The sequence below is a fragment of the Streptomyces sp. NPDC034086 genome (genome assembly GCF_055575515.1).
Genome location: NZ_JBVISM010000004.1, coordinates 63,335 through 89,227, shown reverse-complemented (window position 1 = coordinate 89,227; position 25,893 = coordinate 63,335). Strand labels below are relative to the sequence as shown.

Below are 25,893 nucleotides of genomic sequence, written 5' to 3'. Positions count from 1 at the left end.
GACACGGGTGTGACCCGCCAGGGACCGCCCGATGACCGGCTCCGCGAGCGGAACATTAGACTCGACAGACCAGCAAGCAACTGCAAGGAGGCACGGGTGCTGCTGACCCGCATCAAGGGACCGCGCGATCTGGACCGGCTCAGCCAGGAGGAGCTGGTTCAGCTCGCCGCCGAGATCAGGTCCTTCCTCGTCGACGCCGTCTCCAAGACCGGCGGGCACCTCGGCCCCAACCTCGGCGTGGTCGAACTGACGATCGCCCTGCACCGGGTCTTCGAATCGCCCAAGGACAAGGTCCTCTTCGACACCGGCCACCAGGCCTACGTCCACAAGCTGCTCACCGGCCGCCAGGACTTCGGGAACCTGCGCGCCAAGGGCGGCCTGTCCGGCTACCCGTCGCGCGCCGAGTCCGACCACGACGTGATCGAGAACTCCCACGCCTCCACGGTGCTGGGCTGGGCCGACGGCCTCGCGAAGGCCAACGAGGTGCTCGGCCGCGAGGACCACCACGTCGCCGCCGTCATCGGCGACGGCGCGCTGACCGGCGGCATGGCCTGGGAGGCGCTGAACAACATCGCCGCCGCCAAGGACCGCCCGCTCGTCATCGTCGTCAACGACAACGAGCGCTCGTACGGCCCCACCATCGGCGGCCTCGCCAACCACCTGGCCACCCTGCGCACCACGGACGGCTACGAACGCTTCCTGGCCCGCGGCAAGGAGATCCTGGAGCGCACCCCGGTCGTCGGGAAGCCGCTCTTCGAGACCCTGCACGGCGCCAAGAAGGGCCTCAAGGACTTCATCGCCCCGCAGGGCATGTTCGAGGACCTGGGCCTGAAGTACATCGGCCCCATCGACGGCCACGACATGGAGGCCCTGGAGTCCGCCCTCCAGCGCGCCAAGCGCTTCAGCGGCCCGGTCATCGTCCACTGCCTCACCCAGAAGGGCCGGGGCTACACCCCGGCCCTGGAGCACGAGGCGGACCGTTTCCACGCGGTCGGCGTGATCCACCCCGACACCGGGCTGCCGGTCAAGACCGCCGCCGCCAGCTGGACCTCCGTCTTCGCCGACGAGATGGTCAAGCTCGGCCACGAGCGCCCGGACATCGTCGGCATCACCGCCGCCATGCTCCACCCGGTCGGCCTCAACAAGTTCGCCGAGGCCTTCCCGGACCGCATCTACGACGTCGGCATCGCCGAGCAGCACGGCGCCACCTCGGCCGCCGGGCTCGCCACCGGCGGCGTCCACCCCGTCTTCGCGGTGTACGCCACCTTCCTCAACCGCGCCTTCGACCAGGTCCTCATGGACGTGGCCCTCCACAAGTGCGGGGTCACCTTCGTGCTGGACCGGGCCGGGGTCACCGGTGACGACGGCGCCTCCCACAACGGCATGTGGGACATGTCCATCCTCCAGGTCGTCCCCGGCCTGCGGCTGGCCGCCCCGCGCGACGCCGAGCAGCTGCGCGCCCAGCTGCGCGAGGCCGTCGAGGTCAAGGACGCCCCGACGGTCGTCCGCTACTCCAAGGGCGTCGTCGGCCCGGCCGTCCCCGCCGTCGGCCGGATCGGCGGCATGGACGTCCTGCGCACCCCGGCCCCCGAGGTCACCCGGCCGGACGTGCTCCTCGTCTCGGTCGGCGCCCTCGCCCCGATGTGCCTGGAGATCGCCGACCTGCTGGACAAGCAGGGCATCTCCTCGACCGTGGTCGACCCCCGCTGGGTCAAGCCCGTGGACGAGGCCCTGGCCCCGCTCGCGGACCGCCACCGGGTCGTCGTCACCGTCGAGGACAACGGCCGCACCGGCGGCGTGGGCGCGGCCGTCTCGCAGGCCCTGCGCGACGCGGGCGTCGACGTGCCGCTGCGCGACTTCGGCATCCCGCAGCGCTTCCTCGACCACGCGCTGCGCAAGGAGATCATGGCCGAGATCGGCCTGACCGCTCCGGACATCGCCCGCCAGGTCACCGGTCTGGTCGCCAAGCTGGACGGGCGCTACGAGAACGAGCCCGCCGCCCTCGACTAGCCGGACGGGCCCGACGGGCCGGACCGCGCGGTTGCACGTCACGGGCCGGGAGATCACCCTTGAGGGGTGGGCCTCCCGGCCCGTTCGCGTACTTCTTGGGAGGTGCGTAGGTGAGCACGGATCAGAACAGCCCGTTCCGCACCAAGACGGTGGAGCAGTCCATCCGTGACACGGAGGAGCCGGAGCACGCGCTCCGCAAATCGCTCTCCGCCTGGGACCTGACGGTCTTCGGTGTCGGCGTCATCATCGGCACCGGCATCTTCGTCCTCACGGGCATCGCGGCCCGGAACAACGCCGGACCCGCCACCGCCCTCGCCTTCGTGGCCGCGGGCGTCGTCTGCGCCCTCGCAGCGCTCTGCTACGCCGAGTTCGCGTCCACCGTCCCGGTGGCCGGCTCGGCGTACACCTTCGCGTACGCCTCGATCGGCGAGCTGCCCGCCTGGATCATCGGCTGGGACCTGGTGCTCGAGTTCGCGCTCGGCACCGCCGTCGTGGCGGTCGGCTGGTCCGGATACGTACGCCACCTCATGCACACGAACCTGGGCTGGGACATGCCCGTCGCGCTGTCCGGGCCCGACGAGGGCGGAACCTTCGACCTGCTGGCCTTCCTGCTCGTCCTGGTGCTGACCGCGGTCCTCGTCGTCGGGACGAAGCTGTCGGCCCGCATCACCGCGGTCGTCGTCGCCATCAAGGTCACCGTGGTGATGCTGGTCATCATCGCGGGCCTGTTCTTCATCAAGGCCGACAACTACTCCCCGTTCATCCCGCCCGCCGAGCCGCAGTCCGGCGGAGCCGGCTGGCACGCGCCACTGGTCCAGCTGCTGTTCGGCTACGAACCCACCAACTTCGGCGTCATGGGCATCTTCACCGCGGCCTCCCTCGTCTTCTTCGCCTTCATCGGCTTCGACGTCGTGGCCACCGCGGCAGAGGAGACCAGGAACCCCCAACGGGACATGCCGCGCGGCATCCTGGGCTCGCTGCTGATCTGCACGGTGCTGTACGTCGCGGTGACGGTCGTGGTCACCGGGATGCAGTACTACCGGGAGATGTCGCCGACCGCCCCGCTCGCCGAAGCCTTCAAGGCCGTGGACCAGCCCTTCTTCTCCGGGGCCATCAGCCTCGGGGCGTCCGTCGGCCTCATCACGGTGTGCATGATCCTGCTGCTGGGCCAGACCCGCGTGTTCTTCGCGATGAGCCGCGACGGACTGCTGCCGCGGGTCTTCTCCGTCACCCACCCGAAGTACCGCACCCCCTACCGGGCCACCCTGCTGCTCGGTGTGCTCATCGCCGTCGTCGCCGGGTTCACCAGCCTCGAGAAGCTCGCGGAACTGGTCAACATCGGCACCCTGTTCGCCTTCGTCATCGTGGCGCTCGGCGTGATCATCCTGCGCAGGACCCGCCCCGACCTGCACCGGGCCTTCCGCACCCCGTGGGTGCCGGTGATCCCGATCCTGTCCATGGCGGCCTCGCTCTGGCTGATGCTCAACCTGCCGGCCGAGACCTGGCTGCGCTTCGGCATCTGGATGGTCGTCGGCATCGTCGTCTACTTCCTGTACGGCAGGCGCAAGAGCCGCCTGGCCCAGGCCGGCCAGGACGCCGAGTACTAGTGACCTGAGTCGGAGATCCACCAGCAGATCTCCGACTCAGGTCACCAGGGGCGGACGCGGCGGTTCACCGGGAACCCGCCGACGGGGAATGCCCGGGCGCCGGCGACTTGGCGCCCGGGCCGCCCTTGGCGGGGGAGTCCTTCGCCGCGGCGGGGACCTTCTGGTCGGTGCGCAGGGCCTCCCACAGCAGGGAGGCCTGCTCCTGTGCGACGACGACGCGGTTGCGGTCCACCTTGTCGTAGGCCACCGGCAGCATGATGGTCTCCATGGTGGACGGGTCCACGCCCTTCATGCTCCGCGCGAAGTCGGACAGCGCGGTGAGCGAGGCCAGATCGGAGTCGGTGGTCAGCGACTTGGTGCCGGCGTCGGCCAGCTTGTAGAGCCGCGCCGGATTGCCGAAGGCGTCCTGCTTCTTGATCTCGGACAGCATCGCGATCATGAACTGCTGCTGGAGTCCTATGCGCCCGAGGTCGCTGCCGTCCCCGTAGCCGTAGCGGGTCCGTACGAACTTCAGCGCGTCCGTGCCGTTCAGCCGGTGCGTGCCCGCGTCCAGCCTGAGGCCGCCCTTCGCGCCGGTCATCGGCTGGTCGAGGGTGACGGTGACCCCGCCGAGGGCGTCCACCAGCCCCTTGAAGCCGGCGAAGTCCACCTCGACGAAGTGGTCCACGCGGATCCCGGACAGCTGCTCCACCGTCTTGACCACGCAGGCCGGACCGCCCAGCGAGTAGACGGAGTTGAACATGACCCGGCTCGCCTCCGGAACGGTCCTGCCGTCCTCGTCCTTGCACTCGGGCCGGGTGATCAGGGTGTCGCGCGGGATGCTCACCGCGGTGGCCCTGGCCCGGCCCTCGGGTATGTGCACCAGCATGGCGGTGTCGGAGCGGGCGCCGCTCACGTCGCCGTGGTCCAGTTCGCCGTTGGCGCCGGCCCGCGAGTCCGAGCCGAGCACCAGGACGTTCTGCGCGTTGCCGGCCGACTTGGGCGGCCGGTTGTCCGTGCCGATGGCCTGGTCCAGGTCGACGCTGTCGATGTTCCCGTTGAGGTGGTCGTAGACCCACCAGCCGGACCCCGCCGCGCCGAGGACCACGACGGCCGCCGTCCAGGCGAGCCCCCGCCTGATCCGGGCGGCGCGCGAGCGGGGCGGTGTCGTGGCGGCGGTGGAGTCTGAAGTCATGCCCGGGGACCGGTCCTTCCGAACGGGTGGCGGGAGATCCGGTGGGGATCTCGGGGGGATCTCGCGGGCTACAACATAGACGCAGGAGGCCGCCCCGGGCCCCCGGGGTATCCTGATTCTGTTCGAATGGTGAAGCGGAAGGGTTGCTGCGGTTCATGGCGACGCGATCCCGACGCGCTCCGAACAGGTCCCCCGAGCGGCCCGCCCCCGGAGCGGGCCGAGCTCCCGCCGGCGACTGGAACACCGTGGCGCTGGGCCCCCTGACCGGCCGTTGGCTCCTCGCCGGCAAGGACGGCCGGCTCACCGCCTACGCGCGCGCCGAGGACGGCCTGCTCCGCTGGACCGAGCGCGCCCCCGGCGGACCCGGCTGGAGCGGCCCCGACCTCTTCCCCGCCGACGGCCTGACCGACCTCGCGGTGGGCCAGGGACCGGACGGGTACGCCCACTTCGCCGGCCGGCGCCGCACCCGGACCGGGGACGCCGAGACGGTCACCTACCACCACGCGGTGCAGTACCAGAGCGGCCGCCCGATGGGCCCCTGGCATTCCCTCGGCACCCTCTACCAGCGGCCCGACATGCACCACCGCGGCGGCCCGCCCACGCTGGCGGTGGACGCCCAGGGCGCGCCCCACGTCTTCGTCCGCAACGCCGGGCGCGGCGTCCACGTCAAACGCCAGGACAGGAAGGGCGGCTGGCGGGACTGGGAAGACCTCCGCGGCAGCAAGTTCTTCGAGGGCACCGGCGCCGACTCCACCTCCGAGGGCCGGGTCTGGCTGGCGGCGCCCGGCGAGCGGGGTCTGTCCCGCTGGGCCCAGACGGGCCCCGGCGGCCCGCTGGAGCGGGGCGAGGACATCCCGTACCTCGCCCAGGACGGTTCGGTGCGGACGCTGGAGACGGCTCCGGGCCGCGTCACCCACTTCTGGCACGCCGCCGACGGGAGCGGGGTGTTCGCCTGCCGGGACGGCGCCGGGGTGCTGGCGCTGGGCGGCGGGCCGGCGGCCGGGGCGGTGGCCGCCGTCCGGGCGCTGGTCGACGGCTACGACTGCACGGTGCTGGCCTACCGGGCGGTGAACGGGCGCACCGCCCTCGCGGCGTACCCGACGGAACACGAGGCGGCCGGACTCTGGTGGACCGAGATCGGCGAGGAGTGCCTGGGCTCCCCGGCCCTCGCGGTCGACGCCCGGGGCATGGTCGTCATCGCCTGTGTCGGCGCCCGGGGCGAACTGCTGGTCAACCGGCAGAAGGACAGCTCCGGCCTGTCACTGGGCCGCTGGCAGCGGTTCTGACGGCTCGGGGCGCCGGCGCCCCTGCGGCGGGATCCTCGGCAGGTTGTGCCGGTCCACCGCCAGCGCCGATATCCGGCGCAGGAAGTCCACCGACCGGCCGGCCGTGTCCGGGGTGATCCAGGCGTCGTCGATGTCGCACAGCTCCACCCGCACGGGGGAGCCGGCCAGCACGATGGGCAGGGTGTAGGCGATGGTGGACGCGAAGGTCAGCACGGTCCGGCCGACCGGCTCGGTCAGCACGGTCAGTTCGAGCGGCAGCTCGGGGTGGACGATCTCCATGCCGGTGAGCGCGGCGATCCGCTCCAGCTTGGGGCCGCTCTCCCTGCGGTGCGCGAAGTAGCGCCCGGCCGCCCGGTGGCGCGCGATCCAGCCGACCGCCTCGATGTACCGGTCCTCGTCGACGACGCCGGTCTCCACCAGGGAGCTGCCCGCCAGGTCGGCCCCGGACCGCACGCGCACCGGGCCGAAGGCCGCCCGGCTCCACGCGTAGTCGTTGGGCCGCAGCTCGGTGCCGGGCGGTGCGGTGACGGGCATGCAGGTGAAGAAGGTGGCCCGTTCCAGGTCCCCGCGGGCCAGCCAGCGGTTCACCGGGCCGCCCTTGGCGGAGGGCTTGAGCTCGCCCTGGTGCCAGCGGGTCAGCTGCTGCCCGCAGGTGAGCAGGCTGACCAGCTCGGTGGTGGCGGTGCCGTCGTCGACGACGACCACCTCACGGGCCTTGGAGCGGGGCAGCAGCAGCTGGATCGTACGGGAGAACAGGTCCCCGATGACCAGGCGCCGGGCGGCCGCGACCGCCCGGCCGAGACGGACCAGTTCGCCCGCCCGTCCCAGGTAGCCGGCGCGCACCTCGTAGCGCCGCCAGACCACCTTGGACTGCGAGGCGAACCGGCACAGCCGGCGGACCTGCGCACGCGAGCGCGGGTCCGTCGGCTGGAGGACGGCGATGGTGAGGGACGCTGCCTCGCCCGGGTGGACGTACGCCCACTCCAGGACGTTCAGTAGTTGAGCCGGGCTCTCCACCAGGGCGAGGGTGTCGCTCATGCCGAGGCCGTCACCCCCTCGGCGGCGAGGGTGCCCTGGACGCGGCGGAGCTTCTTCATGGGGCCCAGCTCGGAGTCGTAGACGCGCTTGACGCCGTCGCCGAGGGCGGTCTCGATAGTGCGGATGTCGCGGACCAGCCGGGCGAGGCCGCCGGGCTCGACGGAGGCGGCCTGGTCGGAGCCCCACATGGCGCGGTCGAGGGTGATGTGCCGCTCGACGGCGCAGGCGCCGAGGGCGACGGCGGCCAGCGTGGTCTGGAGGCCGGTCTCGTGGCCGGAGTAGCCGATCGGGACGTTGGGGTACTGCTCCTGGAGCGTGTTGATCACGCGCAGGTTGAGCTCCTCGGCCTTGGCCGGGTACGTCGAAGTGGCGTGCAGCAGGACGACGTTGGCGCTGCCCAGCACCTCCACCGCGTGCCGGATCTGCTGGGGGGTGGACATGCCGGTGGACAGGATGACCGTCTTGCCGGTCGCGCGCAGGGCGAGGAGCAGCTCGTCGTCGGTCAGGGAGGCGGAGGCCACCTTGTGGGCCGGTACGCCGAACTTCTCCAGGAAGGTCACGGCCTCGGTGTCCCACGGGGAGGCGAACCAGTCGAGGCCCCGTGCGGCGCAGTGCTCGCCGATGGCCCGGTACTCGTCCTCGCCGAACTCCACGCGGTGGCGGTAGTCGATGTAGGTCATCCGCCCCCAGGGGGTGTCCCGCTCGATGTCCCACTGGTCGCGCGGGGTGCATATCTCGGGGGTGCGCTTCTGGAACTTCACCGCGTCACAGCCCGCGTCGGCGGCCGCGTCGATCAGCGCGAGGGCGTTCGCGAGCTCACCGTTGTGGTTGATCCCGATCTCACCGATCACATAGGTGGGCCGGCCGGGGCCGACCTCCTTGTTCCCGATGCGGCGGATCCGGTTGCTGTGCACCACTGTTCAGAGTTCCTTTCCGGGGTACTGCGAGGGGTCCGGCGACGACGGGGCCGCCGGTGTCTGCTGCGGGTCGAGGAGGGGGGCCAGGGCCCGTGCCCGGTCGAGGTCGCCGGGTTCGTCGATCTCGATGGCCCGCTCCGGGGCCGTGGGGACGAGCTGGGTCCGGCCGAAGAAGCGGTGGCCGTGCCGGCGGAAGCCGTCGGCGCGCATGGCGTAGACGGCGCCCGACTCCAGGTACTCGGGGGTGCGGTCCTGGCGGCGCAGGCGTACGGAGCTGTCGTGGTTGACGCCGTGCGCGTGGTGGCCCGGGCCGGCCCCGTCGGGGCCGGTGCCCCACAGGAAGCCGTGGAAGGGCACCGCGGTGAAGGCGGAGTCGGCGCCGTCGCGGACCACGGCCAGGACCGTCCCGTCGACCTCCTCCGGGGTGGTGAAGGGGCTGGTGCACTGGACGAAGACGAGGACGTCCACGGGCTCCCCGTGCCGCTCCTCCAGTACGTCCAGCGCGTGCAGCAGCGCGGATTCGCTGGAGGCCCGGTCGGAGCCCAGCTCGGCGGGGCGGTCGACGACCTCGGCCCCGGCCCCGCGGGCGGCCCGGGCGATCGCCGCGTCGTCGGTGGAGACCACGACCCGGGTCACGTGGGCCGCGCCCCGGCAGGCGAGGACCGCGCGGGCGACGAGAGGGACCCCGCCGACCTCGGCGGTGTTCTTCCCGGGGATGCCCTTGGAGCCGCCCCGGGCGGGTATGACGGCGGTGACGTTCACGAGGCTTCCCCCTGGGGTGCGGACGACGGGGGCGCTCATACGCCGCCCCACTGCTGGATCTTCGGGGCCACGCGCTGGACCCCGAACTGGTAGGCCACCTTCAGCACACGGCGGGAGGTGCGCCGCATGGGGCCGCTCGGGCGCCCCGCGGCGGCACCGGCGCCGGGGGAGCCGTCCGGGTTCAGGCCCCGGCGGCGCAGCAGGGTCCCCACGTATTCGGGGGCGCTGACGGCCGTGTAGTACGGGGATATCGGCGGCAGCGGGACGCCGCGCAGCTGTTCGATGCGGCGGCGCAGTTCCCCGTACGGATCCACCGCGCGGATGCCCTGGTCCGCCGTCCAGGCCTCGTCCGCGAGCGGGGCGTCGCCCTCGTCTATCGCGGTCCAGTCGGTGACGCAGCCCGAACCGGTGAAGTAGTGGTTTCCGTGGACTTCCCGGACGCCGAGATCACTGAGGATGGCGGTCGGCATTCCGCGGTGCATCGATTCGAGCGCGGCGGTGGAACTGACCGTCACCAGCAGGTCGGTACGGTCGAGGGTGTCCGACATGTTTCCGTAGACGAAATGCAGATTGGGCGGCAGCGGTTCTTCGAGCTGTTCCGCGAGGACCTGGTAGTGGAAGGCCTCCACATGGGTGGTCGCCTCACCGGGCCTGCTGCGGAGTTTGACCAGTACGTCGCGCCCCGGGCGCAGGCGCGCGTGGGATATGGCGCGGCGCAGCATGTAGAGCCGGCCGTTGCGGTCGGCGGGCACCGAGGGCTGGACGGCGAAGCACACCGTGTAGGGGTGGGTGGCGTGGGTCCGGCTCGGGTCGTACGGTCTCTGGTCGAGAAAGGGCAGTGCCGTCTGGACGATGCAGGAAACGGGAATTCCGAGGGGTTCGTACACCTCGGTGAAACGGCGCCGGTCGAAAGGGCTGTTGGCGAGGACGATGTCGGCCCCGGCGCGCAGCAGGAGCCCGTCGGCCATCTTCTCGTAGACGACGCCGACGTAACCGGTCATCACGATCGGCCGCCGGGGCGCTCCCGCGAACCGGTGGGCGAGCGCGTGCAGGGCCGCGTGCGTGGCGCCGCCCACCGTGCCCAGGATGATCAGATCCGCTCCGTCGAGTTCCGGCGCCGCCGCGAAACCGGCGAGCGTGGCCTCGGTGATCGAGGCGGGGGTGATGCCGACCTCCGCCAGCTGGCGCGCGGTCGGGGTGCTGCGGCCCCGCAGCATGTGGGCGTGCACCTCGCTGCCCGGTGCCAGGCCCACCGCCAGCCCCGCGCCCCATTTCCAGCGGGTGTCGGAGTCTGCGAGCACGTGGATGCGCACTTGGTGATTCCCGGGTCGGTCGGCGGAGCCCAACTGCCGTCGGCGTACCCGCGGCCGAGCGCGGGCAGGGGCGGGACTGTCGCCGGGCCCGATAGACCCTACATGCTCACCTCAGCCTTATGTGTCACGAAAAGGCTTCGACCGCCGAGGGAGTTGTACGTCACACCCACGGGTTCCGGGACCCTCTCCGGGCGCTTCTATCATGATGTCCGGTCCGTCCGTGCGGCTTCGCCGGAGGTGTGTGGGCAAATGGGGAGAAGGTGAGTGCTTCCGGTGGTGACCCTTTCGGTGATCGTCGCGATGTGTGACGTCCGGGAGTTCTGCCGGACGGCGCTCAAGTCGCTGGCGCTCAATGCCCGGGAGGATTTCGAGTTCATCGTCGTGGACGACGGATCCGTTGACGGGACGTCAGAGATCCTGCAGGAAATGGTGCCGGGGATTCCCGGTGCCGTACTGATCCGGAACGAGCGGAATCTGGGGATATCGGCCACCCGCAACATAGGGCTCGCGGCCGCCCGCGGACGCTTCTTCACCTTCCTCGACGGCGACGACTGGTACGCCCCCGGATATCTCGCGCAACTGGTCGGCTGGATGAGCCAGGCCGGCGTGGACTTCCTGCGCACCGGCCATGTCCGCGTCTACGGAAGAAAGCGGAAGATCGTCATGGCGCCCCTCGCGCCGAGGGCCCTTCCGCTGGATCCCGCCGATTACATCGGCCCGGTCGACGCCTCGACCTTCATGGACTACCCGCAGTCCTGGGCCGGTATCTACGACCGCGAGCGCCTCCTGGAGGCCGGCGCGCTGTTCTTCGACGAGAGCCTGCGCACCGCCGAGGACCGCCCCTGGTTCTACAAGCTGCACCTGAGGACGCGTTCCTTCGGGGTCGTCGACCTCCACGGCATCTTCTACCGCCGCGATGTGGCCACTTCCCTGACGAAGGTCCCCGACGAGCGGCAGCTCGACTTCCTTCCGGCCTTCCGCCTCATATTCGAGGAACTCGCGGGACATCCGCGCGGATACGAACTCTCCTTCAAGGCGATGCGCACCCTCTGCGCGCTCATCGTCATTCACATGGACCGCGCCGAGTCGTACGAGGAACTCACCCGCGGCCTGCTGATGGAGCGGTCCGCGCGGATCCTCTTCGACCTCCCCCAGGACGTCCTCGAGGGGACGCTGGAAGGAATGGACTCCCCACGCGTGAAGAAGCTCAGAGCACTGATGTCCCGTCACCCGGGCGCCGCCGCCCGATGACCCGGATATTCGCCGCCTCCACCCTGTACGGCGCCATGACGGTGGCCGCCGCCATCGACGCCGGCCAGCTCGGCCACGACGACCGCGAGCGCATCCTGCTGGTGTGCAACAACGTCGACATCCCCGAAGTCGCGACCCCCCTGCACCAGATGCCGGGCGCCGCCGCCGTGCTCGCGCGCTTCCACCGCGTCGTCTACTGGAACGACCTGATCTACCCGTTCCACCCGGCGCTCTGGTCCCCCCGGGACGAGGACGCCCCGCTGTGGCGCACCGTCATGGCGGAGAAGATCGGCATCCGGCCCGGTCCCCTGGAACTCGTCGTCGAGTCGATCCAGGTCAAACCCGCCCAGACCCTCTGCAAGATCTTCTCGGACGCCACGCTCGCCGTGTACGCCGACGGGCTGATGAGCTACGGCCCCACGCGCAACGACCTGCCCCGCGCCATCCACGGCCGCATCGAACGGGTGCTCTACCTCGACCTGGTCCCCACCCTGCTGCCCATGCTCCTCACCGAGTACGGCATCCCCTCGCAGCCGGTGCACACCGCCGCCGTCCTCAAGCTGATGGCGGAGGTCACCCACGCGTGCCGTCCGATCCTCGACCGGGTGGTCCCGCCGCAGCCCGCCCGCACCGGCCCGGACGGCGCCGTGCTGCTCGGCCAGTACCTCTCCCCCCTCGGCATCCTCACCGAGGAGGAAGAGGAGGAGCTGCACCTGCGGATGTTCCGGCACGCGCTGCGGCTCGGCCACACCTCGATCGTCTTCAAACCCCACCCCAGCGCCCCCTCCAGCCTCGCCGACACCCTCGGCGAGGCGGCCCGCGCGGCCGGGGTCCCCTTCCTGCTGCTGGACGTACCGGTCCTCGCCGAGACCGTCTTCGAGTACCTGCGCCCCCGCCAGGTCATCGGCTGCTTCTCCACGGGCCTGTTCACCGCCCGCGCGCTGTACGGGATCCCCGTCGCCCAGATCGGCGCGCTCGAGGTGATCCGCCGGATGCGGCCGTACGCCAACAGCAACCGCATCCCCGCCACCCTCACCCACGCCCTGCTGCCCGACCTGGACGCCCCGGCCGGCCCGCCGGCCGACCGGGTGCTGGACGTCGGGTACATCCGGGGCGAGGTCACCCCGTACGTCCAGGCCGTCGGCTACTGCATGCAGCCCAAGCGGTACGCCTTCCTGCGCCCGGTGGCCGAGGAGTACGTGGCCGCCGCCGTCGACCAGTGGGAGGGCCGGCCCGAGCTGTCCATGCACTTCAACGAGCGGACCCGGACCCGTCTGGACCTGCCGGGCCCGCGCACCTGGAAGTGGCGGCGCGGCAAGGGCTGGACCTTCCTCGCCGCCAGGGAACGGGCCGACGACGACGTGCCCTTCACCGACATCACCCTCAGCGGCTTCGCCTCCCTCGTCGAGGCGAAGGACGACCGGGGCGTCCTGGAGGTGGGCGCGCGGCTGCTCGCCGAGCACGAGAACCTCGACCTGCTCATCGGCATGGCCCAGGCCCACATCCGCCGCAAGGAGACCGACCAGGCCAGGCGGCGGATCGAGCGGGCCATCCAGATCTCCGCGGACAGCGGGCGCGCCCTGGTCTGGCTGCGGATCGCCGAGACCGCCGCGAAACTGGGCAAGCCCGGCGACGACCTGCGCCGCGAGGCGGGCCGGCGGGCGCTGGCCCTGAACCCGGACTCGCCGGCCGCCCAGCGCCTGGTCAAATCGGGCCGGCTCGGCCGCAGGTGACACGCGAACGGCCCCGTCCGCACCAGGTGCGGACGGGGCCGTTCTGCGTACCGCGGGGTGTTACGCCGGGACGCTGGCGACGCCGGGGGCGAGGAACTTCTTGCCGTTCACCCGCTCCGAGACGCCCTCACGGTCCAGGTACGGGGTGATGCCGCCCAGGTGGAAGGGCCAGCCCGCACCGGTGATGAGGCAGAGGTCGATGTCCTGGGCCTCGGCCACGACACCCTCCTCCAGCATCAGGCCGATCTCCTGCGCCACCGCGTCCAGGACGCGGTCGCGGACCTGCTCCTCCGTCAGGACGGAGTCGCCCTGCACCAGGAGGGCGGCGACCTCGGGGTCCAGCTCCGGCTTGCCGGAGTCGTAGACGTAGAAGCCGCGCTTGCCGGCCTCGACCACGCGCTTGAGGTTCGGCGAGACGGTGAAGCGCTCCGGGAAGGCGCGGTTCAGCGTCTCGGAGACGTGCAGACCGATCGCCGGGCCGACGAGCTCCAGCAGCACCAGCGGGGACATCGGCAGGCCGAGCGGCTCGATGGCCTTCTCGGCGGTGGCGACCGGGGTGCCCTCGTCGATGACGTTCTGGATCTCGCCCATGAAGCGGGTCAGGATGCGGTTCACGACGAACGCCGGGGCGTCCTTGGTGAGGACCGCGGTCTTCTTCAGCTTCTTGGCGACGCCGAAGGCCGTGGCCAGCGAGGCGTCGTCGGTCCGCTCACCGCGGACGATCTCCAGCAGCGGGAGGATCGCGACCGGGTTGAAGAAGTGGAAGCCCACCACGCGCTCCGGGTGCTGGAGCTTGGAGGCCATCTCCGACACCGACAGCGAGGAGGTGTTGGTGGCGAGGATCGCGTGCGCCGGGGCGACCGCCTCGACCTCCGCGAACACCTTCTGCTTGACGGACATCTCCTCGAACACGGCCTCGATGATGAAGTCCGCGTCCGCGAAGCCCTCGGCCTTGTCCAGGACGCCGGTCACCAGGGCGGTCAGGCGGTTGGCCTTGTCCTGGTTGATGCGGCCCTTGCCGAGCAGCTTCTGGATCTCGGCGTGGACGTAGCCCACGCCCTTGTCCACGCGCTCCTGGTCGATGTCGGTGAGGACCACCGGCACCTCCAGGCGGCGCAGGAACAGCAGCGCCAGCTGCGAGGCCATCAGGCCCGCGCCGACGACGCCGACCTTGGTCACCGGGCGCGCCAGCGACTTGTCCGGGGCGCCGGCCGGACGCTTGCCGCGCTTCTGGACCAGGTTGAAGGCGTAGATGCCCGAGCGCAGCTCGCCGCCCATGATGAGGTCGGCCAGGGCCGCGTCCTCGGCGTCGAAGCCGGCCTGGAGGTCGCCGTCCTTGGCCGCGGCGATGATGTCCAGCGCGCGGTAGGCGGCGGGAGCGGCGCCGTGCACCTTGGAGTCCGCGAGGGAGCGGCCCTTGGCGACGGCCGCGTCCCAGGCCTCGCCGCGGTCGACCTCGGCCCGTACGACCTCGGTCTCGCCCTTGAGGACCTTCGCGGTCCACAGCAGGGACTGCTCCAGGAAGTCCGCGCCCTCGAAGATCGCGTCGGCGATGCCGAGCTCGAAGACCTGCTTGCCCTTGAGCTGGCGGTTCTGGTTCAGCGAGTTCTCGATGATGACCGAGACCGCGCGCTCCGCGCCGATCAGGTTCGGGAGGATGGCGCAGCCGCCCCAGCCCGGGACCAGGCCGAGGAAGACCTCGGGCAGGGAGAAGGCCGGGATGGCCTTCGAGACGGTGCGGTACGAGCAGTGCAGGCCGACCTCGACACCGCCGCCCATCGCCGCGCCGTTGTAGTACGCGAAGGTGGGGACGGCCAGCGCGGAGAGGCGCTTGAAGACGTCGTGACCGCCCTTGCCGATGGCGAGCGCGTCGTCGTGCCGCTTCAGCAGCTCGACGCCCTTGAGGTCGGCGCCGACGGCGAAGATGAACGGCTTGCCGGTGATGCCCGCGCCGACGATGGAGCCGGCGGTGGCCTCCTGCTCGACCTGGTCGATCGCCGCGTTCAGGTTGGCGAGCGACTGCGGGCCGAAGGTGGTCGGCTTGGTGTGGTCGAAACCGTTGTCCAGCGTGATGAGCGCGAAGCGCCCGGCGCCGAACGGCAGGTCCAGGTGGCGGACGTGCGCGGACGTGACGACCTCGTCCGGGAACAGCTCGGCCGCACCCTTCAGGAGCTCAGCGGTGGTGCTCACTTGGCGTCTCCCTCGGCGGTGAAGTGCGGGTTCTCCCAGATGACCGTGGCGCCCATGCCGAAGCCGACGCACATGGTGGTCAGGCCGTAGCGGACGTGCGGCTGCTCCTCGAACTGGCGGGCCAGCTGCGTCATCAGGCGGACGCCGGAGGAGGCCAGCGGGTGGCCGAACGCGATGGCGCCGCCGTACTGGTTCACCCGGGCGTCGTCGTCGGCGATGCCGTAGTGCTCCAGGAAGGCCAGCACCTGCACGGCGAAGGCCTCGTTGATCTCGAACAGGCCGATGTCCTCGATGGACAGGCCGGCCTGGGCGAGGGCCTTCTCGGTGGCCGGGATCGGACCGTAGCCCATGACCTCCGGCTCGACGCCCGCGAAGGAGTACGAGACCAGGCGCATCTTGACCGGGAGGTTGTTCTCCCGGGCGAAGTCCTCGGACGCGATGATCGCGGCGGTGGCGCCGTCGTTGAGACCGGCGGCGTTGCCCGCGGTGACCCGGCCGTGCGTACGGAACGGGGTCTTCAGGCCGGCCAGGTTCTCCAGCGTGGTGCCCGGGCGCATCGGCTCGTCGGAGGTGACCAGGCCCCAGCCCGTCTCACCCGCGGCCTCGTTGGTGTTGCGCACCGAGATCGGGACCAGGTCCTGCTGGATCTTGCCGTCGGCGTACGCCTTGGCGGCCTTCTCCTGCGAGCGCACGGCGTACTGGTCGGCGCGGAGCTTGGTGATCGTCGGGTACCGGTCGTGCAGGTTCTCGGCGGTCATGCCCATGAACAGGGCGGACTCGTCGACCAGCTTCTCGGAGACGAAGCGCGGGTTCGGGTCGACGCCCTCGCCCATGGGGTGGCGGCCCATGTGCTCGACACCGCCGGCGAGGGCGACGTCGTACGCACCGAAGGCCACGCCGCCCGCGACCGCGGTCACGGCGGTCAGCGCGCCGGCGCACATGCGGTCGATGGAGTAGCCCGGGACGGACTGCGGCAGGCCCGCGAGGATGCCGGCCGTGCGACCCAGCGTCAGGCCCTGGTCGCCGATCTGCGTGGTCGCGGCGATGGCGACCTCGTCGATCTTCTTGGGGTCCAGGTCCGGGTTGCGGCGCAGCAGCTCCCGGATCGCCTTCACGACGAGGTCGTCGGCGCGGGTCTCGTGGTAGATGCCCTTCGGGCCCGCCTTGCCGAACGGGGTGCGGACGCCGTCGACGAAGACGACGTCCCTGACGGTACGAGGCACGTTGGCTCTCCTCCAGGTACGGGATGGCGCTGCTGCGCGGGGGCGGCCCGGCCGGTGTGGCTGAGCGCCCGCTCACCCGGCCCATGCTACTTGCGGGTAACCAATGTGCACACCCCCTCCCCGAGGAGCGGCGAAGGTCACACTCCGCCGGCGCCGGCCCGGGCGGCGGGAGACCCCGGCGGGGCGGGGGGAACGCGCGCGGCCCCCGGCTCGGGAGCCGGGGGCCTGCACGGGGTTCGAGGGCTCAGGCGGTCGCGGCCAGGGCCGTGACCAGGGCCGGGGTCACCTGCTCGATCTGCCAGGGACGGGCGCCGTGACCGGCCAGGGCCTGCGCCACCGCGTCCGCGTCGAGCCGCTTGGGCGGCTCCCAGCACACCCGGCGGACCGTGTCCGGCGTGATCAGGTTCTCCTGCGGCAGGTTCAGCCGCTCGGCCAGCGCGGAGACGGCCGCACGGGCCGCCGACAGCCGGGCCGCGGCGGCCGGGTCCTTGTCCGCCCAGGAACGCGGCGGGGGCGGACCCGAAGGGGACGCGCCCGGCTGCGGCAGCTCGCTCTCGGGCAGGGCCCTCGCCCGCTCGACGGCGGCCATCCACTGGTCCAGCTGGCGCCGGCCCATCCGCTGCCCGTAGCCGGGCAGGGCCGACAGGGCGTGCACGTTCACGGGAAGGGCCAGGGCCGCCTCCACGATCGCGGCGTCGCCCAGCACCTTGCCGGGGGAGACGTCCCGGCGCTGCGCGATGCGGTCGCGGGACTCCCACAGCTCCCGCACGACCGCCATCTGCCGGCGGCGGCGCACCTTGTGCATGCCGGAGGTGCGGCGCCAGGGGTCCTTGCGGGGCGGGGCGGGCGGGGCCGAGGCGATGGCGTCGAACTCCTGGCGGGCCCACTCCAGCTTGCCCTGCCGGTCCAGTTCCTCCTCGAGCGCGTCCCGCAGGTCCACCAGCAGCTCCACGTCGAGCGCGGCGTAGCGCAGCCAGGGCTCGGGGAGCGGGCGGGTGGACCAGTCGACGGCGGAGTGCCCCTTCTCCAGGGCGTAGCCGAGCACGCTCTCGACCATGGCGCCGAGTCCGACCCGGGGGAAGCCCGCGAGGCGGCCGGCCAGCTCGGTGTCGAAGAGCGAGGCGGGCACCATGCCTATCTCCCGCAGGCACGGCAGGTCCTGGGTGGCGGCGTGCAGGATCCATTCCGTCCCGGAAAGGGCCTCGCCCAGCGCGGACAGGTCCGGGCAGCCGACCGGGTCGATCAGCGCGGAGCCCGCGCCCTCGCGGCGCAGCTGCACCAGGTAGGCGCGCTGGCCGTACCGGTAACCGGAGGCGCGCTCGGCGTCCACGGCCACGGGCCCGGTGCCGGCGGCGAAGGCCGCGACGACGCGGGCGAGGCCCTCGGCGTCGGCGACGACCGGCGGGATGCCCTCACGGGGCTCGAGCAAGGGAATCGGCGTCGGCTGCCCATCGGACGGAACCTCGGCGTCCGGGGGGCCGCCCCCGGTGGTGGTGCGCAGGTGTGCTGCGGTCTCTTGGGCGTCGGTCACCGGTAAAGGGTATCCGTGTATGGGACGCGCCCGTCGCCGGAACGTTCCGTCGACGGGCGCGCGGGGGAGAACGGCGGCCGGTTCCCGGGGTCACCGGGCGGTCCGCCCGGGAGCCTCGGGACGGGATCAGTGGATGATCCCCGTCCGCAGCGCGACGGCGACCATCCCGGCCCGGTCGCCGGTGCCCAGCTTGCGGGCGATCCGGGCGAGGTGGGACTTGACGGTCAGGGCGGACAGGCCCATCGAGACGCCGATGGCCTTGTTGGACTGGCCCTCCGCGACGAGGCGCAGGACCTCGACCTCGCGGCCGGAGAGCTCTCGGTAGCCGCCCGGGTGGCTCGGGGCACCCGGGGGGCGGCGGTGCATACGGGCGGCGGCGGCGCCGATGGGGGCGGCGCCGGGCCGGGTGGGGAGCCCGATGTTGGTCCGGGTTCCGGTGACGACGTAGCCCTTCACTCCGCCCGCGAGGGCGTTGCGCACGGCACCGATGTCATCGGCGGCGGACAGGGCCAGGCCGTTCGGCCAGCCTGCGGCGCGGGTCTCGGAGAGCAGGGTGAGACCGGAACCGTCGGGCAGGTGTACGTCGGCCACGCAGATGTCGCGCGGGCTGCCGACGCGGGGGCGGGCCTCCGCGATGGACGAAGCCTCGATCACGTCACGGACTCCGAGGGCCCACAGATGGCGGGTCACGGTGGAGCGTACGCGCGGGTCGGCCACGACGACCATGGCGGTCGGCTTGTTCGGGCGGTAGGCGACCAGGCTTGCGGGCTGCTCGAGAAGAACGGACACCTAGGCCTCCTGGGGGAGTGGCGGGACGGCCGGCTCGGGGAAGGAAGCCGGTTCGCACCGTGCGGATGGTCACTGAGTCCTTCGGCACGTCACCCACCCGGCTTTAGGGAATGATCACGATTTGGTGAGTAACAATTCGGGCAATTCGGACGCACGATCGATCAAAGGGCGATCAGAAGGCCGCCCGGCGAACGCACTTCTGACACACCGTTACGACATCGAGCGGTCGTTCCCGTGCGCGCACGGGGCCGGACGGCCCCCTCGGGACGGCCGGCTACGGGTGGTGCGGACCACGCCGCTGTGGCAGGGACACCACGCCCGTGACGTTGTCCGTCGGCCCCATCGGAGGCAGTCCCGCGATCTGGCACAGCAGCTCGCACCACGCCGCCAGGTGCGCGGTGGTGTCCGGCACCCCGCCCGCCCCCTCGCGCGGCGTCCACGAGGCCCTGATCTCGATCTGGGTGGCCGGACGCCGCTCCGCGAGCCCTCCGAAGTAGTGTGAGGCCGCCATCGTCACGGTGCCGCTCGCCTCCCCGTACGCCAGCCCGCGCGCGTCCAGCGCCCCCGTCAGCCAGGACCAGCACACCTCCGGCAGCAGCGGGTCCGCCGCCATCTCCGGCTCCAGCTCGGCCCGGACCAGCGTCACCAGGCGGAAGGTGCCCTGCCAGGCGTCGTGCCCGGCCGGATCGTGCAGCAGGATGAGCCGGCCGTCGGCGAGGTCGTCCTCGCCCTCCACCACCGCCGCCTCGAGCGCGTAGGCGTACGGCGCCAGCCGCTGGGGCGGCTTCGTCGGCTCGATCTCGATCCCGGACCGCAGCCGCGCCTTGCGCAAGCCGTCGACCGCCCGCCGGAACGGGAGCGGGACGGAACTCTCCTTCGCGCTGTCCGTACCCTCGGCGCCATCTGAAAATCGTCCCTGAGCCGCAGCCATGCCGGGAAGACTAGGCGGAACGGGCGCCCGTACGGCGCAGGGACACCCGCGCCGGGCCGGGCACTTCTTCATACGTGCGAAGATTTGGGTCGTGAGCGCCAACGACCGCCCCCAGGGCCCGCCGAGCCAGACGTACGATTCCGCCTTCCTGAAGGCGTGCCGGCGGGAGCCGGTGCCGCACACCCCGGTGTGGTTCATGAGGCAGGCCGGCCGCTCACTCCCCGAGTACCGCAAGGTGCGCGAGGGCACGGCCATGCTGGAGTCCTGCATGCGCCCCGACCTGGTCACCGAGATCACCATGCAGCCCGTGCGGCGCCACGGCGTCGACGCGGCGATCTTCTTCTCCGACATCGTGGTGCCGCTGAAGGCCATCGGCGTCGACCTCGACATCAAGCCGGGCATCGGCCCCGTCGTCGCCCAGCCGATCCGCCGCCGCGAGGACCTCGCACAGCTGCGCGACCTCACCCCGGAGGACGTCCCGTACGTCACCGAGGCGATCGGCATGCTCACGGGTGAACTGGGCGGCACGCCGTTGATCGGCTTCGCCGGCGCGCCTTTCACCCTCGCGAGCTACCTCGTCGAGGGCGGCCCCTCCAAGAACCACGAGCACACCAAGGCCCTGATGTACGGGGACCCGGAGCTGTGGGCCGAGCTGCTCGACCGCCTCGCCGAGATCACCTCCGCCTTCCTGAAGGTCCAGATCGAGGCCGGCGTCTCCGCGGTCCAGCTCTTCGACTCCTGGGTCGGCGCCCTCGCCCCGGCGGACTACCGCCGCTCGGTCATGCCCGCCTCCGCGAAGGTCCTGGAGTCCGTCGCCCCGTACGGCGTCCCGCGCATCCACTTCGGCGTGGGCACCGGTGAGCTGCTCGGCCTGATGGGCGAGGCCGGCGCGGACGTCATGGGCGTCGACTACCGGGTCCCGCTGGACGAGGCCGTCCGCCGCGTCGGCCCCGGCAAGGCGCTCCAGGGCAACCTGGACCCGGCCGTCCTCTTCTCCACCCCCGAGGCCGTCCGGGCCAAGACGGACGAGGTCCTGGCCGCCGCGGCCGGCCTGGAGGGCCACGTCTTCAACCTCGGCCACGGCGTCCTGCCGACCACCGACCCGGACGCGCTGACCCGCCTGGTCGAGTACGTCCACACCAGCACGGCCCGCTGACCCCCGCCGCCCGCCCGGGCGGCCCCCACGCGCCGCGGGACACCGTCCCGCGGCGCGCCGGCGTTCCGCCGCCCGGCCCGCGGTCCTACCCGGCCGCCCGGACCGCCGCGACCGCCTTGCGGGCGGCGACCAGCACCGGGTCCCAGACCGGGGAGAACGGCGGGGCGTACCCCAGGTCCAGGGAGACCACCTGGTCCACCGTCATGCCCGCCGTCAGGGCGACCGCGGCGATGTCCACCCGCTTCGCGGAACCGGCCCCGCCGACGATCTGGACACCGAGCAGGCGGCCCGTGCGCCGCTCCGCCAGCATCTTGACCGTCATCTCCTGCGCGCCCGGGTAGTAGCCCGCCGTGTTCGTCGAGCGGATGGCCGCCGTCACGAAGCGCAGCCCCGCCTCCCGCGCGTCCTTCTCGCGCAGCCCCGTACGGGCGATCTCCAGGTCGCAGACCTTGCTGACCGCCGTGCCGACCACGCCGGGGAAGGTGGCGTAGCCGCCGCCCACGCCCGAGCCGATCACCTGCCCGTGCTTGTTGGCGTGGGTGCCCAGCGGGATGTGCCGCAGGCGGCCCGCCACCAGGTCCAGCACCTCCACGCAGTCACCGCCGGCCCAGATGTCCTCGTGGCCCCGGACCCGCATCGACAGGTCCGTCAGCAGGCCCCCCGACTCGCCCAGCGGCAGCCCTGCCGCGCGGGCCAGGGCCGTACGGGGCTCCACGCCGAGGCCGAGCACGACCACGTCCGCCGGGTACTCCCGGCCGTCGGCCGTGGCCACCGCGCGGGCGCGGCCCTCCTCGTCCGAGAGGATCTTCACCACCTCGGCGTCGGCGACCGTCACGATGCCCATGGCGTTCATCGCGGCGTGCACCAGGGCGCCCATGTCCGGGTCCAGGGTGGACATGGGCTGCGGGCCCCGGTGCAGCACGGTGACCTCGTACCCCCGGTTCACCAGGGCCTCGGCCATCTCCACGCCGATGTAGCCCGCGCCGACGACGACCGCCCGGCGGCCCTCCGTACGCTCCAGCGTGTCCGCCAGGCGCTGGCCGTCGTCCAGCGTCTGGATGCCGTGCACCCCGTGCGCGCCGATCCCCGGCAGCTTCGGCCGGACCGGGCGGGCGCCCGTCGCCAGGACCAGCTTGTCGTAGCCCGTCCAGGACTCGGCGCCGCTCTCCAGGTCCCGGGAGCGCACCCGGCGGCCCGGCACGTCCAGTTCCACGACCTCCGTCCGGGTGCGCAGGTCGATGCCCCGCTCACGGTGCTCCCGCGGGGTGCGGGCGATCAGGTCGTCCCGCTCGCCGACCAGCCCGCCGACCCAGTACGGGATCCCGCACGCGGAGTACGAGGTGAAGTGCCCGCGCTCGAACGCGACGATCTCCAGCTCCGCCGGACCCCTCAGCCGCCGGGCCTGTGACGCGGCGGACATCCCCGCCGCGTCACCGCCGACCACCACCAGTCGTTCCACCGCCATCGTCCGCCCCGCCTCCGCGCCGTCGCCTGCGTGTACGGGGACACGCTACGGGCGGACCCGCCGTCAGTCCTGGAGATCCGCTCCAGTCCGCTCCGCGGCACCCGCGCCCGCGGCGGCCGGCTCCGGATCCGCGGGCGGACCCTGGCGGGGCACCAGGGTCCGCCTGAGGCCCGTCTTCGGCTTCGCCGGGCGCAAGCGGCGGTACGCCCTGAACCCGAGGGCCAGCAGGGCGGCGGCGATCCCGAACGGCAGGACCGCCGCCACCGCGAGGGCCAGGTAGCGCACGAGCGTGACGAACACGCCCCAGCCGCCGCCCAGGGCATCGCCCAGACCCGGCTCCTCCTCCCGGGACTTCTCCGGCCCGGCGGCGGGCTCCGAGACCGACACCGTGATGGTGCCCAGCGCGGTCTGGTCCTTCAGCGCGTTCTGCTGGGCCAGCAGCGACTCCAGGTCCGACTGGCGCCGGCTCAGCTCGCCCTCCAGCATCACCACGTCGCTCAGCGCCGACGCCTTCTCCATCATCTCCCGCACCCGGGCCACGCTCGCCTGCTGCGACTTGACGCGGCTGTCGACGTCGGCGACCTTCTCGGTCACGTCCTGCGCCTCCACCTTGCGGTTCAGCAGCTTCCCGCTGCCCTCCAGCGCGCCGATCACCGCGTCGAAGCGCTCACCCGGCACGCGCAGGGTCAGCGTCGAGGTCAGCCGGCCGTCGCGGCCGCGCTCGGTGGACTCGTTCCCGACGTACCCGCCCGCGCCCTCGGCCGCCGTACGCGCCGTGGCGAGCGCCTTCTGCGGCTCGCCCGTCTCGATGGTCAGCGTCCCCGTACGGATGACGTGCGGACGCAGCGGCGCCTGCGGCCCGGCCTTGGAGTCCTGGGCCGCCGCCGGGGGAGCGGCGGCCCCGGCCCCCGGCTTGCCCGGGGCGGCCGCGCCCTCCCGGGGGCCGGCGGCCGCCGCCCGGTCGGAGGCGGCGCCTCCGCCGTCCGCCCCGCAGCCCGTGAGCACGAGGGCCGCCGCGAGCGGGAGGCCGGCCAGCGCCGCGGCGCGGCGGTGTCTGTGGAGCGTGTGCATCGTCAGTACCCCCGGGGGATCGGCTGATGTCCCCGTTTCGACGTCCGGCGGCCCCCGCCGGGTTGCGCCCGCGAGGTTCCGGCCCGGTCCCGATGCGGTCACGTTCAGGCCTCACCGGCCGGTCTGAGACGATGTGTTCATGCACGAAGCGGACACACGTACGGACCGGCCGGGCCGCTCGCGGCACGCCGTCGTCATCGGCGGCGGCATCTCCGGCCTCGCCGCCGCCCACCGGCTCCTCTCCGACGGACTCCGCGTCACCCTCCTGGAGGCCGGCCCGCGCCTCGGCGGCAAGCTGTACGCCGGAGAGCTCGCGGGGAACCCCGTCGACCTCGGCGCCGAATCCGTGCTCGCCCGCCGCCCCGAGGCGCTGGAACTGGCGCGCGCCGTCGGCCTCGGCGACGCCCTCCAGGCTCCGGCCACCACCACCGCCCGGCTGTGGACCCGGGGCACGCTGCGGGAGATGCCGCGCGGGCACGTGATGGGCGTCCCGGGCGACACGGCCGCGCTCGCCGCCTCGGGCGTGCTGTCCGCCGAGGGCCTCGCCCGCATCGCCGCCGACACCGGGCTCCCGCCCACCGAGGTCGGCGAGGACGTGGCCGTCGGCGAGTACGTCGCCGCCCGGATGGGCCGCGAAGTCGTCGACCGCCTGGTCGAACCGCTGCTCGGCGGGGTCTACGCCGGCGACGCGTACCGCATCTCGCTGCGCGCCGCCGTCCCCGCCCTCTACGAGGCCGTCCGCACCCACCGCACGCTGACCGAGAGCGTCCGCTCCCTCCAGAGCGGGGCCGCGGCCCGCGCGGCCGCCGAGCGGACCACCGTCATCGGCGCGGCAGCCTCCGGCACCTTCTTCGCGGGGATCTCCGGAGGCATCGGCCGGCTGCCGCTCGCCGTCGCCGACGCCTGCCGGGCCGCCGGGGCGCGGATCCTGACCGGCACCCCGGTGCGCGGGCTCAGCCGTACGCCCGCGGGCTGGCGGGTCACCACCGACGGCGAGGCCGTCGACGCCGACGCCGTGGTCCTCGCCACCCCGGCCGGACCCGCCGCCGCGCTGCTGGCCGGCCTCGCCCCGGCGGCGGCCGCCGGCCTGCGCGAGGCCGAGTACGCCTCCATGGCCCTGGTGACGATGGCCTTCCGGCGCTCCGACCTGCCCGCCGCGATCACCGACGGGGGCGTCAGCGGGTTCCTCGTACCGCCCGTGGACGGCCGCACGATCAAGGCGTCCACCTTCTCCAGCAACAAGTGGGCCTGGGCCGGGGCCGATCCTGGGCTCTTCCTGCTGCGCACCTCCATCGGCCGCCACGGCGACGAGGGCGACCTCGAACGGGAGGACTCCGAGCTGGTCGACGTCTCCCTCCGTGACCTCGGCGAGGCCGTCGGGCTGGCCGCCCGGCCGGTGGCCGCCACCGTCACCCGCTGGGACGGCGGACTGCCCCAGTACCCGGTCGGCCACCTCGCCCGGGTCGAGCGGATCCGGTCCGCCGTGGCCGGGCTGCCGGGTCTCGCGGTCTGCGGGGCCCTGTACGACGGGGTCGGCATCCCGGCCTGCGTCGCGAGCGCCGGGAAGGCGGCCGACGCGGTGACCGCCGCTTTGGCCACCCCTGGGACAGACCACTGATCAGCACACGGGACAATGGACACATGACTGCACCAGAGAAGATTCCCAACGCGGGGAAGAAGGCGAAGGACCTCAACGAGGTCATCCGCTACACCCTGTGGTCCGTCTTCAAGCTGAAGGACGTCCTGCCCGAGGACCGCACCGGCTTCGCCGACGAGGTCCAGGAACTGTTCGACCAGCTGGCCGCCAAGGACATCACCGTCCGCGGCACCTACGACGTCTCCGGCCTGCGCGCCGACGCGGACATCATGATCTGGTGGCACGCCGAGACCTCGGACGAGCTGCAGACCGCCTACAACCTGTTCCGCCGCACCAAGCTGGGCCGGGCGCTCGAGCCGGTGTGGTCGAACATGGCCCTGCACCGCCCGGCCGAGTTCAACAAGTCGCACATCCCGGCCTTCCTGGCCGACGAGGTCGCCCGCGACTACGTCAGCGTCTACCCCTTCGTGCGCAGCTACGACTGGTACCTGCTGCCCGACGAGGACCGCCGCCGCATGCTCGCCGACCACGGCAAGATGGCCCGCGGATACCCGGACGTGCGCGCCAACACCGTCGCCTCCTTCTCGCTGGGCGACTACGAGTGGCTGCTGGCCTTCGAGGCCGACGAGCTCTACCGCATCGTCGACCTCATGCGCCACCTGCGTGCCTCCGAGGCCCGGATGCACGTCCGCGAGGAGGTGCCCTTCTACACCGGGCGCCGCAAGTCCGTCGCCGACCTGGTGGCCGGGCTCGCCTGATACCTCCCCTGGGGGGAAGGACCGGAGGGACACCCGTGACACAAGGGTGGACTCCGGGGATCGGGAGGCCCTGCCCCCGAATCGACGCAGC

Annotated in this window: 20 protein-coding genes; 8 read left to right on the top strand and 12 right to left on the bottom strand. The window is 72.5% G+C overall.

Annotated features, from left to right (window positions below; genetic code table 11):
• Positions 1-96 precede the first annotated feature (96 nt).
• A complete protein-coding gene (gene dxs / locus ACZ514_RS13250; RefSeq protein WP_469124729.1) occupies positions 97-2,010 on the top strand; it encodes a 1-deoxy-D-xylulose-5-phosphate synthase in 1,914 nt (637 codons plus the stop codon).
• Positions 2,011-2,120: 110 nt separating this feature from the next.
• Positions 2,121-3,617 carry an amino acid permease gene (locus ACZ514_RS13245; RefSeq protein WP_468165164.1) on the top strand — a complete coding sequence of 499 codons (1,497 nt, stop codon included), beginning with the start codon at positions 2,121-2,123 and terminating at the stop codon, positions 3,615-3,617.
• Positions 3,618-3,681: 64 nt separating this feature from the next.
• Here ACZ514_RS13245 and ACZ514_RS13240 read toward each other — a convergent pair whose 3' ends face one another.
• Positions 3,682-4,791, bottom strand: a complete 1,110-nt coding sequence (locus ACZ514_RS13240) for an LCP family protein (RefSeq protein WP_468165161.1) — start codon at positions 4,789-4,791, stop codon at positions 3,682-3,684.
• 245 nt (positions 4,792-5,036) lie between these two features.
• Here ACZ514_RS13240 and ACZ514_RS13235 point away from each other — a divergent pair, with 245 nt between their 5' ends.
• The gene (locus ACZ514_RS13235) at positions 5,037-6,077 is read left to right on the top strand and encodes a PLL family lectin (protein WP_469124728.1); all 1,041 of its coding nucleotides are present in this window, start codon (positions 5,037-5,039) and stop codon (positions 6,075-6,077) included.
• Here ACZ514_RS13235 and ACZ514_RS13230 read toward each other — a convergent pair.
• Genes ACZ514_RS13230 through ACZ514_RS13215 form a run of 4 tightly spaced genes read right to left on the bottom strand, consistent with a single transcriptional unit; the run spans position 6,051 to position 10,107 of the window.
• A complete protein-coding gene (locus tag ACZ514_RS13230) occupies positions 6,051-7,115 on the bottom strand; it encodes a hypothetical protein (protein ID WP_468165157.1) in 1,065 nt (354 codons plus the stop codon). The two genes, ACZ514_RS13235 and ACZ514_RS13230, sit on opposite strands and share 27 nt — an antisense overlap.
• A complete protein-coding gene (locus tag ACZ514_RS13225) occupies positions 7,112-8,032 on the bottom strand; it encodes an N-acetylneuraminate synthase family protein (protein WP_468165155.1) in 921 nt (306 codons plus the stop codon). Before ACZ514_RS13225 ends, ACZ514_RS13230 begins: the two co-directional genes overlap by 4 nt.
• Positions 8,033-8,035: 3 nt before the next feature.
• Positions 8,036-8,794 (bottom strand): acylneuraminate cytidylyltransferase family protein, encoded by a 759-nt coding sequence (locus ACZ514_RS13220; protein ID WP_468165153.1) that lies wholly within the window; start codon positions 8,792-8,794, stop codon positions 8,036-8,038.
• A 35-nt stretch (positions 8,795-8,829) separates the two neighbouring features.
• On the bottom strand, positions 8,830-10,107 hold the full coding sequence (locus ACZ514_RS13215) for a DUF6716 putative glycosyltransferase (RefSeq protein WP_468165151.1): 1,278 nt from the start codon (positions 10,105-10,107) through the stop codon (positions 8,830-8,832).
• Positions 10,108-10,380: 273 nt separating this feature from the next.
• Here ACZ514_RS13215 and ACZ514_RS13210 point away from each other — a divergent pair, with 273 nt between their 5' ends.
• Positions 10,381-11,358, top strand: a complete 978-nt coding sequence (locus ACZ514_RS13210) for a glycosyltransferase family 2 protein (protein WP_468165148.1) — start codon at positions 10,381-10,383, stop codon at positions 11,356-11,358.
• Positions 11,355-13,091, top strand: a complete 1,737-nt coding sequence (locus ACZ514_RS13205; RefSeq protein WP_468165146.1) for a polysialyltransferase family glycosyltransferase — start codon at positions 11,355-11,357, stop codon at positions 13,089-13,091. Before ACZ514_RS13210 ends, ACZ514_RS13205 begins: the two co-directional genes overlap by 4 nt.
• A gap of 60 nt (positions 13,092-13,151) precedes the next feature.
• Here the strand turns inward: ACZ514_RS13205 and ACZ514_RS13200 are convergent, their stop codons facing one another.
• From ACZ514_RS13200 to ACZ514_RS13180, 5 genes are all read right to left on the bottom strand, one after another.
• Positions 13,152-15,281, bottom strand: coding sequence for a 3-hydroxyacyl-CoA dehydrogenase NAD-binding domain-containing protein (locus tag ACZ514_RS13200; protein ID WP_468165144.1), 2,130 nt, complete (start codon positions 15,279-15,281; stop codon positions 13,152-13,154).
• Complete coding sequence (locus tag ACZ514_RS13195; RefSeq protein ID WP_388938543.1) at positions 15,278-16,504, bottom strand: thiolase family protein; 1,227 nt, start codon at positions 16,502-16,504, stop codon at positions 15,278-15,280. Before ACZ514_RS13195 ends, ACZ514_RS13200 begins: the two co-directional genes overlap by 4 nt.
• A gap of 244 nt (positions 16,505-16,748) precedes the next feature.
• Entirely contained in the window at positions 16,749-18,035 is a 1,287-nt protein-coding gene (locus tag ACZ514_RS13190; protein WP_468165142.1) for an HRDC domain-containing protein, read from the bottom strand.
• Between the two features lie 126 nt (positions 18,036-18,161).
• Positions 18,162-18,824, bottom strand: coding sequence for a helix-turn-helix transcriptional regulator (locus ACZ514_RS13185; RefSeq protein ID WP_007267191.1), 663 nt, complete (start codon positions 18,822-18,824; stop codon positions 18,162-18,164).
• A gap of 274 nt (positions 18,825-19,098) precedes the next feature.
• On the bottom strand, positions 19,099-19,755 hold the full coding sequence (locus ACZ514_RS13180) for a DUF3000 domain-containing protein (protein WP_468697292.1): 657 nt from the start codon (positions 19,753-19,755) through the stop codon (positions 19,099-19,101).
• Positions 19,756-19,846: 91 nt separating this feature from the next.
• On the opposite strand from ACZ514_RS13180, the gene hemE reads away from it, so the two are divergent.
• Complete coding sequence (gene hemE / locus ACZ514_RS13175; RefSeq protein WP_468165138.1) at positions 19,847-20,911, top strand: uroporphyrinogen decarboxylase; 1,065 nt, start codon at positions 19,847-19,849, stop codon at positions 20,909-20,911.
• Between the two features lie 85 nt (positions 20,912-20,996).
• Here the strand turns inward: hemE and ACZ514_RS13170 are convergent, their stop codons facing one another.
• Entirely contained in the window at positions 20,997-22,376 is a 1,380-nt protein-coding gene (locus ACZ514_RS13170) for an FAD-dependent oxidoreductase (protein ID WP_468165136.1), read from the bottom strand.
• A 63-nt stretch (positions 22,377-22,439) separates the two neighbouring features.
• Positions 22,440-23,447, bottom strand: coding sequence for a DUF4349 domain-containing protein (locus ACZ514_RS13165; protein WP_468165134.1), 1,008 nt, complete (start codon positions 23,445-23,447; stop codon positions 22,440-22,442).
• 139 nt (positions 23,448-23,586) lie between these two features.
• Here ACZ514_RS13165 and hemG point away from each other — a divergent pair, with 139 nt between their 5' ends.
• Complete coding sequence (gene hemG, locus ACZ514_RS13160; protein ID WP_468165132.1) at positions 23,587-25,065, top strand: protoporphyrinogen oxidase; 1,479 nt, start codon at positions 23,587-23,589, stop codon at positions 25,063-25,065.
• Between the two features lie 23 nt (positions 25,066-25,088).
• The gene (hemQ, locus tag ACZ514_RS13155; RefSeq protein ID WP_388938559.1) at positions 25,089-25,802 is read left to right on the top strand and encodes a hydrogen peroxide-dependent heme synthase; all 714 of its coding nucleotides are present in this window, start codon (positions 25,089-25,091) and stop codon (positions 25,800-25,802) included.
• Positions 25,803-25,893: the final 91 nt, after the last annotated feature.

Coding starts and splice junctions, on each gene's coding strand:
- ACZ514_RS13240 (WP_468165161.1), bottom strand. CDS start 4,791: ATGACTTCAGACTCCACCGCCGCCACGACACCGCCCCGCTCGCGCGCC.
- ACZ514_RS13230 (WP_468165157.1), bottom strand. CDS start 7,115: ATGAGCGACACCCTCGCCCTGGTGGAGAGCCCGGCTCAACTACTGAAC.
- ACZ514_RS13205 (WP_468165146.1), top strand. CDS start 11,355: ATGACCCGGATATTCGCCGCCTCCACCCTGTACGGCGCCATGACGGTG.
- ACZ514_RS13180 (WP_468697292.1), bottom strand. CDS start 19,755: ATGGCTGCGGCTCAGGGACGATTTTCAGATGGCGCCGAGGGTACGGAC.
- ACZ514_RS13170 (WP_468165136.1), bottom strand. CDS start 22,376: ATGGCGGTGGAACGACTGGTGGTGGTCGGCGGTGACGCGGCGGGGATG.
- ACZ514_RS13165 (WP_468165134.1), bottom strand. CDS start 23,447: ATGCACACGCTCCACAGACACCGCCGCGCCGCGGCGCTGGCCGGCCTC.
- hemG (WP_468165132.1), top strand. CDS start 23,587: ATGCACGAAGCGGACACACGTACGGACCGGCCGGGCCGCTCGCGGCAC.
- hemQ (WP_388938559.1), top strand. CDS start 25,089: ATGACTGCACCAGAGAAGATTCCCAACGCGGGGAAGAAGGCGAAGGAC.